The 13,407-nt window shown below is 64.9% G+C and carries 10 protein-coding genes and 1 pseudogene; 4 read left to right on the forward strand and 7 right to left on the reverse strand.

The annotated features are described in order from the left end of the window. Positions 1-47 precede the first annotated feature (47 nt). On the reverse strand, positions 48-779 hold the full coding sequence (locus MFF21_RS08525) for a hypothetical protein (RefSeq protein ID WP_238310718.1): 732 nt from the start codon (positions 777-779) through the stop codon (positions 48-50). A 248-nt stretch (positions 780-1,027) separates the two neighbouring features. Between MFF21_RS08525 and MFF21_RS08530 the strand changes: the two genes are divergently transcribed. Beyond that, a complete protein-coding gene (locus tag MFF21_RS08530; protein WP_238310719.1) occupies positions 1,028-1,957 on the forward strand; it encodes a hypothetical protein in 930 nt (309 codons plus the stop codon). A 315-nt stretch (positions 1,958-2,272) separates the two neighbouring features. Here the strand turns inward: MFF21_RS08530 and MFF21_RS08535 are convergent. Together MFF21_RS08535 and bioB are read right to left on the reverse strand one after the other, a co-directional pair. Further along, positions 2,273-3,215 (reverse strand): annotated as a pseudogene (locus tag MFF21_RS08535) (IS1595 family transposase). Between the two features lie 644 nt (positions 3,216-3,859). Then, on the reverse strand, positions 3,860-4,861 hold the full coding sequence (bioB, locus tag MFF21_RS08540; RefSeq protein WP_238310720.1) for a biotin synthase BioB: 1,002 nt from the start codon (positions 4,859-4,861) through the stop codon (positions 3,860-3,862). Positions 4,862-5,094: 233 nt separating this feature from the next. On the opposite strand from bioB, the gene MFF21_RS08545 reads away from it, so the two are divergent. The 3 genes from MFF21_RS08545 to MFF21_RS08555 all read left to right on the forward strand — a co-directional run bounded on the left by MFF21_RS08545 (position 5,095) and on the right by MFF21_RS08555 (position 9,716). Continuing rightward, positions 5,095-6,726 carry a GMC family oxidoreductase gene (locus tag MFF21_RS08545; protein ID WP_238310721.1) on the forward strand — a complete coding sequence of 544 codons (1,632 nt, stop codon included), beginning with the start codon at positions 5,095-5,097 and terminating at the stop codon, positions 6,724-6,726. Continuing rightward, positions 6,723-8,198, forward strand: a complete 1,476-nt coding sequence (locus MFF21_RS08550) for an aldehyde dehydrogenase family protein (RefSeq protein ID WP_238310722.1) — start codon at positions 6,723-6,725, stop codon at positions 8,196-8,198. The genes MFF21_RS08545 and MFF21_RS08550 overlap by 4 nt, the downstream gene beginning before the upstream one ends. Positions 8,199-8,300: 102 nt before the next feature. Then, on the forward strand, positions 8,301-9,716 hold the full coding sequence (locus tag MFF21_RS08555) for a purine-cytosine permease family protein (RefSeq protein WP_238310723.1): 1,416 nt from the start codon (positions 8,301-8,303) through the stop codon (positions 9,714-9,716). A 174-nt stretch (positions 9,717-9,890) separates the two neighbouring features. Here MFF21_RS08555 and MFF21_RS08560 read toward each other — a convergent pair whose 3' ends face one another. Genes MFF21_RS08560 through MFF21_RS08575 form a run of 4 tightly spaced genes read right to left on the reverse strand, consistent with a single transcriptional unit; the run spans position 9,891 to position 13,312 of the window. Then, complete coding sequence (locus tag MFF21_RS08560; protein WP_238310724.1) at positions 9,891-10,604, reverse strand: ABC transporter ATP-binding protein; 714 nt, start codon at positions 10,602-10,604, stop codon at positions 9,891-9,893. Further along, entirely contained in the window at positions 10,597-11,406 is an 810-nt protein-coding gene (locus MFF21_RS08565; RefSeq protein WP_238310725.1) for an ABC transporter ATP-binding protein, read from the reverse strand. The genes MFF21_RS08560 and MFF21_RS08565 overlap by 8 nt, the downstream gene beginning before the upstream one ends. Beyond that, the gene (locus MFF21_RS08570; RefSeq protein WP_238310726.1) at positions 11,403-12,443 is read right to left on the reverse strand and encodes a branched-chain amino acid ABC transporter permease; all 1,041 of its coding nucleotides are present in this window, start codon (positions 12,441-12,443) and stop codon (positions 11,403-11,405) included. Before MFF21_RS08570 ends, MFF21_RS08565 begins: the two co-directional genes overlap by 4 nt. Further along, positions 12,440-13,312: a branched-chain amino acid ABC transporter permease gene (locus MFF21_RS08575; RefSeq protein ID WP_238310727.1), complete on the reverse strand. Its 873-nt coding sequence runs from the start codon at positions 13,310-13,312 to the stop codon at positions 12,440-12,442. Before MFF21_RS08575 ends, MFF21_RS08570 begins: the two co-directional genes overlap by 4 nt. Positions 13,313-13,407 lie beyond the last annotated feature (95 nt).

A 13,407-nucleotide genomic window follows, 5' to 3' on the forward strand; every position in this document is an offset into this window, starting at 1 on the left:
CAGACAGGGTGAGTTCGCTATGGCGAACGATGTTAAGATTAAGGATTTTATTCCTGAGTCGTTTTTGACTGGCGAGCCTTCCGACGAGATGGTGGCCGCGGGGGGTTCGGCTGCGGCGGATTTAGGCGCTGAGAACGTATCCTTAGACTTTCTTGCACGTACGATATTTCAAAGGATGGTGCTCGCCAGCCATGGACAGCATCCTCGTAATTTTGGGCAAAAACCCCACGCTCACCAGCATTCCACAGATTGCGAAAAAACAGCCTGTGATACAAGTCATTAAATGATTCTTCGCAAAGTGACAGGTCAGTTGCCAGTTCCTCTAGTACGGATAGATCAACTGCTATAGATTTAATCTCAGCCGCTCCCGTCCTGCGTTTTGCAGAGATCTTCATTAAAGATGGCGGATTCACTGACTGGTAAAATTTATTAAAATGAAATCCATGCATCAGGTCGTTCCTGGCGCCTCTCAACAAATTGTAGAGCGCTACAGTGACATTGGCGATTTCCATCAGCTTAGCATCATCGACAATATTTTTATTCATCAAATTTAAAAGCAAATCGGCTCGGCTGACGTTGGGCATATCAGCCGTGACAAGCTCGCCGGTTTCTTGATCCCAATTGGCTGCGGCCCATATTGCGGCCACCAGATTGCGCTCCAGGGCGTTCCACAGGACGCTTATGTATCCTAGGATCGCTAGCTGTTCGTCGGACATGCCGGTGCGAGCCTTGCGCATCAACGGCGTGTTGGCATCCCACAAGAGCGGGTTCTGGACCATGACTGACGGGCCTAGGCAGCAACGTACAACCAAAAAGCCCGAACTCACCGAAGCTGACAAGGCACCCCTAGAAGCCGAGCCCGATTGGGAGCGGATGGGACAAGCGGCGAAGCGGTTGCTTAGGGATGCTCCAGAACGCGATAACAATGTAAGGAGCCAAGGAGCGCAAAAGCGCACAGAACGATAGACAGTTAGGTCAAAGAACTTAAATAATATACACCCTGAATGTGGCTTGGGAATTTTGTGCCATGCCAGTCTCAATGCCTGATGTCAGGCGCACAATTACCGTTCTTGCTCGGCAGAATAAAATCAATGCTCTAATATATTCCCTTGTTATACCAACATTGCTTGGCCTTTTATCTGGATTTTACAAGGAGTTGACTGCGTTTAGTCAATTTGTTTTTTGGATCCCATTTGTAGTTCTGGTGGTTACTGCTTGGGTAACTGCATGGCTTAACTATGATGTAAAATTAGCACCCGAGGTTTATTTCGAACTAGACGATGCAAAGCACCAAATATCTGACCTATCAAAGACTACGCGGTTCCTAAGCACATTGCAGGAACAGGCGCTGGTTCTTGGGGCCATGGTCCGCGAACAAGTCAAAAGGAAGCTGCAGCAGCAAGGGGGCCTCAAAGAGGCAGTTGACGAAATATGCTCTTTGATGGCGGCAAACAGAGATAACCTTTTTGAGTTTGAGTCTAGAGAGCTTTGGAGCTTCGCGGTCTATATATACAGTGAGAAAGATGGCCTACTGTATCCCGTTTGGAGGGAGCGCCATGAAAAGCACCCTTCGAAATCTATGGGTAGGGTCTGGAGTCCTGGCCAAGGCCATGTCGGCATTGCATGGGCTCAGGGGGAGGGTAAAATATGCCCCGACATATCTGTTCCCGGCGTAGCGGATATGTTTTCTCCAACGAGCAAGAAAACTGGCTACGACGCAGCGACATACGTGTCGTTTGTGTCAGAACCAATTGGTCCGTATGGTTCACGTAAGGTGCCGTATGGAGTGCTGGTTGCAACCAGCAACTCGGCGGATCGTTTCAACTTCGGCTCAGCCCTACCACTCCGTCATGCCGCTAGCGCGATTGCCGCGCTTATCTACCTCGCCTACGATCAGGCCGACCTCGAAGAACTTGTGGAAACGGCCAAGCCAAAACCCCCGTCCGGTGTTATATGAGGGGTTCGTCGCGGGAGGTTGTCATGGAAGACGTTGTCTCAAGAAGGCCCGTCCAGTCCTACAGCCGAGAGGCGGAACGCATCAGCGCAGAGATCGGACAGCCGAATAGCGACCCGAGGCTCGTTGACGATCTTGTAAGCGCAATCAAGGTCCAAGCCGATGAGGTTTCTAACTTCTTCATCGGTCGGTCTACTCATCCCCAGCGCCTACAGGGCATGAAACGGCAGACAAAGAAATAATCTTACCCGTTGCGCTTCGTCAGCCTGAGGCGATGCCTCTCAGCCATGTAGGTCGACCGGCTTCGTCAGTCCGCCGTTAGGTAAGGCGCCTACCGGCGATGCTAGCCGCGAGCTTGCAGGAACGCTCGCAATCCGAATAGCCGAGCTTCGTGCGGGTGTTGTAGCGGAAGTCGAACTCCGCGAGGTAGCGGTGCAGATGCTTCTCCGCGCAGTGCTGGTAGATGCCGCGCATGCCGCGCTTGAAGACGGAGAAGTAGTTCTCGACCGTGTTGGAATGGACCTCGCGGTCGTCCAAGCGGACGTACTCACCGGCCGAGGCTTGACCGTGGAATGCTCCACGAAATGCGTTGAGAGGCCCGTGTAAAGGCAGCTCTCGTCGGTCATGAAGCGGCTGTCTTTGGAGATGTTTGCCTTCACGATCTCCTGCACGTTGGCCTTGGTCGCAGTCGCCGGGTGGAATGAGCGGGGACGGTGCCGCCACGCTCGACCAGCGAGACGACGACGCACTTGTCGTAGCCGCCACCGGACTTGAGGTGCGGGCGGCCCTTGCGGTGCTTGGACGGCTGTGCCTCTTCGACCTTGCCGATGTAGGTCTAATCAGCCTCAACGATCTTGCCGGGGCCGCCCATGGGCTCCTGAGAGCCGGGGAGCGGGCGCATGGCCTCGCGTAGACGGTGGGACATGAACCACGCCGTCTTGTAGGTGATGCCGAGCATGCGGTGCAGCTGATGGGCTGAGACGCCTTTCTTGCTGGAAGCCATGAGATGCAGGCCCATCACCCACTTGGTCAGCGGGATTTTGGAACGCTCCATCACCGTGCCGACCGTGACTGTGAATTGCTCGCGGCACTCGTTGCACTGGTAGACGCCGGGGCGATGGGACTTGCCGGCTAGAGCCCTGATCTTGGCCTGATCGGCGTTGCCGCAGTGAGGGCAGGTCCGACCCTCGGGCCAGCGCTGTGCTTCAAGCCACGCGCGGGCGGCAGTCTCGTCGGTGAAGCGGGGCTGAGAGAGCGACATAGCGGGGCAGGTCCGTTTGATAGATAGGACTTATACCCTCAAGTCTGCTTTGTCACATATACAATCAGCCTTCATATCCTATATTCTAAGAATAATATCTTGACATTCTGGGTCTGATGTCTTAGGTGTCGTCCCGCTCGCCGCCGCGGCGGGGCCTTTGTCAGGGTCCCGGCGACACGGCACAGGGAAGCCTTCCGGAGGATCGGCCGGGGGTGCTTTCGGGGGCGGCGAGGCGGTTCCCGCGTCGTGGGTGGCGATCGACCCACGCCCCGGGCGTCGTGCGCGCTGGAGGCGGCCGGAGCGGCGGGTTCATCCCGCAAGCCGGCTCGAGCCTTACAAGGGACCTGATCTGCCCGCCCCCACTACGAGGGCCGGGTCGCCGCGGCGGTTCCGCGAGCCGAGCCCGGGAGGGCAGGACACCTCCCGTGCCGAGAGACAGGGGCGTGCCAGGGCGAGCAAAAAACCGCGACGCAAAATCGGTTCGAGGCGGCGTCTGCCCCCCGAGCCGCGGGACGCCGGGGAAACCGGATCCACGCGCATGACAGAGTACAAGGGTTTCCGCGGCGTCCCGCGTCCCCTGTCGTCAAGCATGAGCGCCCCGGCGGATTGCCGCGCGGGGCCGGTGGCGCGTGGGCGGGCGCCCCTCACTCCGCCGCGGCGAGGGTGATCTCCGGCACGCGCACGCCGATGTCGCGGAGCAGGGCGGCGTCCTCGTCGGCCTCGTTGTTGGCCGTGGTGAGCAGGCGCTCGCCGTAGAAGATCGAGTTGGCGCCGGCCAGGAAGCAGAGGATCTGCGCCTCGCGGGTCAGGCTCTTGCGGCCGGCGCTGAGGCGCACCCGGGCCTTGGGCATGACGATGCGGGCGGTGGCGCACATGCGCACGAGGTCGAGGGGATCGACCGGCGGCCGGTCCTGCAGGGGCGTGCCACCCACGGCGACGAGGGCGTTGATCGGCACGCTCTCGGGATGGGGGGCATGGTTGGCGAGCACCATCAGCATCTCGACCCGGTCGCGCACCCGCTCGCCCATGCCGACGATGCCGCCGCAGCAGACGCCGATGCCCGCCTGGCGCACGTTCTCCAGCGTCTTCAGCCGGTCCTCGTAGGTGCGCGTCGAGATGATGTCGCCGTAGAAGTCCGGGCCGGTATCGAGGTTGTGGTTGTAGGAGGTGAGCCCGGCCTCGGCGAGGCGCTCCGCCTGGGAGGCGGTGAGCATGCCCAGGGTGACGCAGGCCTCCATGCCGAGGCCGCGCACGCCGCGCACCATCTCCAGCACCGCGTCGAAATCCGGCCCGTCCTTGGGCTGGCGCCAGGCCGCGCCCATGCAGAAGCGGTGCGCGCCGTTGGCCTTGGCCGCGGCGGCCTCCTGCAGCACCCGCTCCACCGGCATCAGCCGTTCGCGCGGGAGCCCGGCCTCCTTGTGGTGGGCCGATTGCGGGCAATAGGCGCAATCCTCGGGGCAGCCGCCGGTCTTGATCGAGAGCAGGGCCGCCCGCTGGATGTCGGCCGGATCGTTATGGGCACGGTGCACGCTGCCCGCGCGATGCACGAGATCGAGCAGCGGCATGTCGTGGATCGCCTGGATCTCGGCGAGCGTCCAGTCATGCCGGAGGGCGGAGGGGGGCAGGGAGACCACGGTGTCGCTCATGCCACCTTTGAGGGCAATCGGGCCGGAAAAATCAAGCCTTACCGCCCCGCGACGCCCGGCCGAAGGCGTTCCGGCGGCCGCGCAGGCGGTCCGCCGGCGACTGCGTTCTGTATTCGGAAGACTCGGGCCGGATCCCGTCGCGGCGGGAAGGGCAACGCCGCCGCCCCGGATCCGGTGGCACGAAACCTGCTTTGAAAAATGCGAAGTATGCTTCCTATTTTCGTAGGTCGAGCATGGTCGCTGCCCATCGTCTCTCGAAGGACTACGACGTCATCGTCTGCGGCGGCGGCTCGGCGGGATGCGTGGTGGCGAGCCGCCTCGCCGCGGACCCGAATCTGGACGTGCTGCTGATCGAGGCCGGCGGAGCGGACGAGGCGCGGGAGGTCCGCGACCCGACCCTCTGGATGCGGAACATCGGCTCCGAACGCGACTGGGGCTTCTTCTCGGAGCCGTGCCCGGGGCTGAACGGTCGCCGCGCACCGCTGCCGATGGGTCGGGTCCTCGGCGGCGGCTCGAGCGTGAACGGCCTCGTCTGGGCACGGGGGCACAAAGCGGATTTCGATCTCTGGGAGGCCGAGACGGGCGATCCCGGCTGGGGCTACCGCGCCGCCATCGACCTCTACAAGCGGATCGAGGACTGGGACGGCCCGGCCTCGCCGTTGCGCGGCCTCGGCGGGCCGATGCGGATCACGCTTCCGAAGGACCCGGTCCCCGTCGTCGACGGCCTGCTCGCGGCCACCTCCGCTTTCGGCATTCCGCCCGTCGCGGACCATAACGCCGAGGCCATGGAAGGCGACGGCTGCTGCGCGGTCGCGAACGTCAACGTCGACCGCGACGGCGTCCGCGTTTCGACGGCGTCGGCCTATCTCGCCCCCAGGATCGGTCAGCCGAATCTCACCGTCTTGACCGGCGCCGTCACCCGGCGCGTCGTGATCGAGGACGGGCGCGCCGTGGCGGTCGAGTTCGAACGCGACGGCGCCGTCCGTCTCGCCCGCGCGCGCCACGAGATCGTGCTGTCGCTCGGGGCGATCAACACGCCGAAGACGCTGATGCTGTCAGGCGTTGGGGACGCCGCCGCGCTTCGCTCGCTCGGACTGCCGGTCGTTCGGCACCTGCCGGGCGTCGGCCAGAACTTCCAGGATCACATCCTCGTCGCCGGCTGCGTGTTCGAGTATCGCGAGCCCACCGCGCCGCGCAACAACTCGGCCGAGTTCACCTTCTTCTGCAAGTCCGAGGCCGCGCAACCGTCGCCCGACCTCCAGCCGATGCTCGAGGAATGCGCCTTCGGCTCGGAGGTGACGCGCCCGCGATACGGCCTGCCCGCCGATCCCGCGACCTGCTTCACGCTGGCGCCCGGACTGGTCCGCCCGAAGAGCCGCGGCTCTGTCGCGCTCACCGGGGCGCAGCCGGAAGACCCTGTCCGGATCCAGGCGAATTTCCTCAGCGAGGAAGCCGACATCCGCGCGCTGCTGCGCTGCGTCGAGATCTGCCGCGAGATCGGCCATTCCGAGGCGCTGAGGCCGTTCGTGAAGCGCGAACTCATGCCGGGGCCGCTTTCGCAGCCGGACATGCGGGCTTTCCTGCGGGATGCGGCGGGCACCTACTTCCACCAGACCTGCACGGCCAAGATGGGCCGGGACGCCCTGTCGGTCGTCGACGGCTCGCTCCGGGTCTACGGCGTCGCGGGGCTTCGCATCGCCGACGGCTCGATCATGCCGGCGGTCACCGGCGGCAACACCATGGCCCCCTGCATCCTGATCGGCGAGCGCGCCGCCGCTCTCATCATGCGCGACCTCGCCTCCGCAGCAGACCTCCGACCGATCGATCGATCGCCGACCCATCGCTTCCAGGAAACCGCCGCATGACCCCCGCCTCGTACGACGCGTCCGATGGTGTCCGCACCTACAAGCTGTTCATCGGCGGCGAATGGCTGCGCTCCTCGCGCAACCTCGTGGCGGACAGCGTGAACCCGGCCGACGGCACGATCTTCGCGCGCACGCAGCAGGCGGGCCGCGACGAGGTCGTGGCCGCGATCGACGCCGCCCACAAGGCCTTCGGAAGCTGGGGCGCCTCGCTCGCGAGCGAACGTGAGAAGATCTTGCTGAAGACGGCGGAGGTCATCGAGCGCCGCACCGACGAAATCCGCGACATGCTGATCGACGAGTGCGGCTCGGTCTTCAACAAGGCGCTCTGGGAGATCGCCTACGTCACCGATTGTCTGGTGAGCGCGGCCGGCGATGTGCGCCACGTCATGGGCGAAACCATGCCCGTGACCCAGCCGGGGCAGATCTCGATGTCGGTGCGACGGCCGCTGGGCGTCGTGGCGGGCATCGCGCCGTTCAATTCGCCGTTCCTGCTGTCGATGAAGAAGATCGCCTTCGCGCTCGCTGCGGGCAACACCTTCGTGCTGAAGCCGTCGGAGGAGACGCCGATCTCCGGGGCGCTGATCGCCGACCTCTTCCAGGAGGCGGGGTTGCCGGCCGGCGTGCTGAACGTCGTGCCCGGCATGCCGGCCGAAGTCGGCGAATGCCTCATGGCCGATCCCCGCGTGAAGCTCGTGACCTTCACGGGCTCGACCAAGACCGGCCGCCTGCTCGCGGTCGAGGCCGCGAAGTATCTCAAGAAGTTCACGCTCGAGATGGGCGGAAAGAGCCCGCTGATCGTGCTGAAGGATGCCGATATCGACTACGCGGTCGACGCGGCCGCCTTCGGGATCTTCCTGCATCAGGGCCAGGTCTGCATGGCCAATTCGAAGATCATGGTCGAGGCGCCGATCTTCGACACCTTCAAGGAGCGCTTCGTCGCCAAGGCGAAGACCGTACCGGTCGGCCATCCGCGCGAGACGACCAGCGTGATCGGGCCCCTGATCCGCGACAGCCAGGTACGCTTCATCGACGCCCAGCTCGAGGACGCGAAGGGCAAGGGCGCCCGGATCGAGACCGGCGGCCGCCACGAGGGCCGCTATTTCGAGCCGACCGTGCTGACCGGCGTCACGCCCGAGATGCGGATCTACCACGAGGAGAGCTTCGGTCCGGTCGTGTCGCTGATCCGCGTCGAGGATTCGGAAGAGGCGCTGCAGATCGCGAACGACACGCCATACGGGCTCTCGGCCGCGGTCATCACCAACGACCTGCAGAAGGCGATGGACCTGTCGCTGCGGCTCGAATCCGGGATGGTGCATGTCAACGACTGCACCATCACGGACGAACCGCACGTGCCGTTCGGCGGCGTGAAGAACAGCGGCTTCGGCCGGGAGGGCGGTCGCTCCTCCTGGGAGGAGCTGACCGAGCAGAAGTGGATCACCATTCAGCTCGGCAAGCGCGAGTTCCCCTTCTGAAGAGGGAGAGGGGGAACGCCGCCCGCGCCTCGGCGCAGGCGGCGGGAAATCGGGTGCCACGGCGCGCGGCGCATGTCCGCGTCGCTAGAACGGGGGAGCACGATGGCCAGAACGGAACTTCGACTGGACGAACACGCGATCGAACCGATCCCTGAATCGGACCGGGATTCGACCGGCCCGCAGCAGATGTGGATCTGGGCGGGCGCCAACATCGCGCCGATCAACTGGGCACTCGGCGCGCTCGGCATCATCCTCAAGCTGGGGCTCTGGGACACGATCGCGGTGATCGTGCTCGGCAACCTCGTCGGTTGCGCGCTGTTCGCCTCCTTCACCGTCATGGGCCACAAGACCGGCGTGAACCAGATGGTGCTCAGCCGCGCGGCCTTCGGGCGGCGCGGGGCCTATCTCCCCGCCACGCTGGTCTTCCTGATGACGCTCGGCTGGATCGGGGTGAACACCTACTTCCCCGTGAAGGTCTCGATGGGGATCCTCGGGCAGTTCGGCGTGCCGGACACGGCGGTTCCGAACCTGATCGTCATCACGATCATCATGGCGCTCCAGGTCGGGATCGGCACCTACGGCTTCTACGCGATCCGGACCTTCGAGAAATACACGGTGCCGGCCACGGTCGCGATCATGCTCCTGATCAGCATCGCGGCCTGGTCGCAACCGGGCGTCGTGAACTGGGGTCTCGTCAGCCCGCTGGCGCCGGGCGAGCGTTTCGCCATGATCACGCTGCTCACGGCCGCGATCGGCGTCGGCTGGGGCATCTCCTGGGTCACCTGGGCCTCGGACTATTCGCGCTTCGTGCCGAAGAGCCAGTCGTCCGTCTCGGTCTTCGGGTACAGCTTCTTCGGCATGTACGTGCCGGTCGTCTGGCTCGGCGTGCTCGGGGCCACGATCGCCAGCGTCACGCAGGACGCAGACCCGGCCAAGATGGTCAGCGCCGTGTTCGGCGGCCCGATGGCGGTGCTGGTGCTCGCGCTCGTCCTGCACGGGCCGATCGCGACCAACATCCTCAACGTCTATTCCGCGACGCTCGCGCTGCTCTCCATCGGCGTGCGCGTCCGGCGCATGCTGCTCGCGCTGATCGTAGGCGCGGCCGGCTATCTCGTGACCTTCTACTTCGTCTTCGCGCCGGACTTCGCACAGGCCTTCGACCACTGGATGCTCGGCCTGATCATGTGGCTGAGCCCGTTCGCCGGCGTCGCGCTCGCCGACTTCTACGTGAAGCGGAAGGGCGAGGTCGACGTGGCGGAGCTCTACAAGTCGCCGGAGACGAGTGCCTACGGAGACGTCAACTGGGCCGGGATTGTCGCGTTCTTCGGGGGGCTGATTTCGGGCTGGTTCTTTCAGAACGGCCTGTTGCCCGTGTTCCAGGGACCGATCTCCGTGCACCTCCTCGGCGGCGCCGATCTGAGCTGGCTCGTCGGAACGCTCGTCGCGGGCGGCCTCTATCTGGCTCTCAGCCGCAAGCCGGCCGTGGCCATGACCGCCGCGGCCGTGCCGGGCGAATAGTGCCGGCAAGCCACCACGCGGTCCGATCGACCGGAACGGCGGGGACCGGCGCATCGCCGGTCCCCATTGCGCTCATGGGCGGGAGGGCGAGGGATCTCCCGGGCGCCGCCCCGTGTCGCGAGCATCGATCTGCCGAAATGGCGACGCGTGATGGCCCTGCCGCTTACGCGCGGCTCACGACGGAGCGCCGCCGAGATAGGCCTGACGGACATGCGGGTCGGCGATAAGCTCGACGCCGAGCCCGCGCCGCACCACGCGCCCCCCTTCGATCAGATAGGCGTGGTCGCAGAGTTCGAGCGCCGCAAAGGCGTTCTGCTCGACGAGCAGCACCGTCGCGCCACCGTCGCGGATGGACCGGATGATGCCGAGCGTCTGCTCGACGATGGTGGGCGCAAGCCCGAGCGACGGCTCGTCGAACATCACGAGCTTCGGTCGCGACATCAATGCGCGCCCGATCGCGAGCATCTGCTGCTCGCCGCCCGAGAGCGTGCCGGCCGCCTGGTGACGGCGCTCGGCGAGACGCGGGAAGTCGGCATAGACCCGGTCGTAGTCCTCGCGGACGCGGATCGGGTCCTTCCGGAGATAGGCCCCCATCGCGAGATTGTCGGCGACGCTCATGTAGGGGAACACGCGCCGTCCCTCGGGACAATGGGCGAGGCCGGCGGCGAGGATCTTCGCAGGATCCGCCCCCGTGATGTCCTGCCCCGCGAAATGGATCGTCCCGCGCCTCGGCTTCACCAGCCCCGAGATCGCGCGCAGCATCGTGGACTTGCCGGCGCCGTTCGCGCCGATCAGCGCGACGAGTTCGCCCTCGCCGACATCGAGGCTGAGGCCCTTCAGCGCCGAGACCGGCCCGTAGCCGCATTCGAGGCTGCGGATCTCAAGCATGGGCGGCCTCCCGTTCGGCCTCGCGGGTCGCGGCGCTCTTGCCGAGATAGGCCTCGATGACGGCCGGATCCTGACGGATCTCGGTCGGCGTCCCGTCGGCGATCAGCCGGCCGTGGTTCAGCACGACGATGCGATCGGAGACCTCCATCACCATCGGCATGTCGTGCTCGACCAGAAGGATCGTGACACCGCGGTCGCGCACCGACCGGATCAGCCGCACGAAGCTCTTGGTTTCCGATGCGTTCATGCCCGAGACCGGCTCGTCGAGGAGGAGCATGGAGGGCTCGGTCGCAAGCGCGAGCGCCACTCCGACCAACCGCTGCTCGCCATAGGAAAGCGAGCCGGCACGCTCCTCCGCGCGGGATCCGAGCCCGACCCACTCGATCAGTTCGCGGGCCTTCGCCCGGCGGGCCACTTCGCCCCTGCGCTCCTTCGGCAGGTTGAGGATCGCATCCAGAAGGCTCGCGCCGCCGTCCGCGCGGTGAAGGCCGATCAGCACGTTGCCGAGCACCGTGTCGTCGGGGAAGACGCTCGTGCGCTGGAAGGTGCGCGCGAGGCCGAGCCGGTTGATGCGGTTCGGCGACAGCCCGGCAAGGCTCGCGCCCTTGAAACGCACCTCCCCCTGGCTCGGCTTGAGGAAGCCGGTGCAGACGTTGAAGGCGGTGGTCTTTCCTGCGCCGTTCGGTCCGATGAGGCTGAGGATCTCGCCCTCGCGCACGTCGAAATGCAGGTCGGCGACGGCGATGAGCCCGCCGAAGCGTACCCCGACATGGTCGAGGGAGAGGAGCGGCCGCCCGCTCATGGCCGGCCCTCCAGCTGTGGCTTGGCGGCCGGTGAAGGCGTCTTCGCGTGCCCTGTGCGTCCCCTGAACAGGTCGTCGAGGAAGGGGGCGATGCCGCGCGGCATCAGGAACAGGATCAGGATCAGGACCGCGCCATAGACGAGCCACTGGGCTTCCGGCGCCATGTAGGGTCGAAGCGCCACGGGAAGCGTGCCGAAGATCACGCCGCCGATGATCGGGCCCGCCAGCGTTCCCTTGCCGCCCGACACCACCATGATCACCATGGTGATCGTGTAGGCGAACAGGAACACGTCCGGGTCGATGATGCGGAAATAATGGGCGTAGAGGCTGCCGGCCGCGCCCGCGATCGCGGCCGAAATGGTGGCCGCGACGGTCAGTGTCCTGGTGGCGTTGATGCCGACCGACAGGGCGAGCTGCTCGTTCTCCTTCAGCCCCCGCATGGCACGGCCGAAACGCGAATGTACGAGCCGCGCGACGACGAGATAGGCGAGCGTCCCGACGCCGAGCATCAGGTAGTAGTTTTGGACCTTGGTCCTGAGCGTCAGCTCGCCGAGGCCCGGGAAGCCCAGCCTCATGAAGGGGATCGAAGTCAGCGCCAGCGGCCCCTGGGTCAGCTCGATCCAGTTCAGCGCGACGAGCCGAACGACCTCCGCGAAGCAGATCGTCACGATCACGAAATACGCCCCGCGAACGCGGAACGACAACCGGCCGACCACGAAGCCGAAGAAGCCCGAGACCACGATCGCGACGAGGAAGCCGAGGAAGGGGTGCCAGCCTTCATGGACGATGCGCGTATCGCCGAACAGGCCGACGTCGAAGCCGAGCGCGGTGAGCGCGCTCGCATAGGCCCCGATGCCGAAGAAGGCGATGTGCCCGAGACTGAGCTGGCCGGTGAAGCCGAGCAGCAGGTTCAGGCTGATGGCCCCGATGGTGAAGATGCCGCCGGTCATCAGGGCATTGAGGAGGTAAGGATCCTTCAGGCCGAGAGGAAGCAGCGCCAGAATCAAGAGGATGAGGAGCGGGAGGGAGCGGGTCATCCGACACGCTCCGCGCGGGCGAACAGGCCCGTGGGCTTCGCCAGCAGAACCGCGATGATGATGACGAAGCCCATGGCGTCGCGGTAACCGGACGAAATGTAGCCGGCGCCGAACTCTTCGGCGATAGCGAGCACGAAACCACCGATGGTCGCGCCCGCGATCGAGCCGAGGCCGCCGAGGATCACGATGGCAAAGGCCTTGACCGCGGCGAGATCGCCCATCTGCGGGAACACGACATAGACCGGCCCGAGCAGCGCGCCGGCAGCGGCGGCGAGGCTGCAGCCGAGGGCGAAGGTCGCGGTGTAGATCAGTCCGACATTGACGCCCATCAACGCCGCGGTGTCGGCGTCCTGGAAAGTCGCGCGCATGGCTCGGCCGAGCCGCGTGCCGTTGATCGTCGCGTAGGCCGCGACGATCAGCAGGGCGGCCGCCACAAAGACGAACAGACGGATCCAGGAGATCGAGACGCCTGCGAAGGCGAGCGGTGCCTCAGGAAACGGGTTCGGAATGGCCTTGGCGACGCCCCCGAAGATCCAAAGTGTGCCGGACTGCAGCATGATGCCGGCGCCGATCATCACCAGCATGGTGGTGTCGATATCCGCGTCCCGCAAAGGTCTCAGGAGCAGCCATTCGATCAGCGCCCCGAGCGCGAGGCCAGCGACGATTGCGACGGGAAGCGCGACGAAGAAGTTCAAGCCGAGCGTGACCGATGCGATGTACATCGCATAGGCCCCGACGGTGTAGAGAGCACCGTGGGTAAAGTTCACCACGTTCATGATGCCGAAGATCAGCGTCAGTCCGATGCCGAGCAGTGCATAGGCGCCGCCCAGCACCAGGGCGTTGACGAGGTGTTGCAGGAACTGGTCCACGGAAACTCCGCACGCTCGAACGTGCTGGGCCCGGCCGGCGCTGCGTCTTCACCGCTCTCCGTCGGGGAGAGGCGGGCGCAGCGCGCAACCCTCGG

Source organism: Methylobacterium organophilum, assembly GCF_022179465.1.
GTDB lineage: Bacteria > Pseudomonadota > Alphaproteobacteria > Rhizobiales > Beijerinckiaceae > Methylobacterium > Methylobacterium organophilum.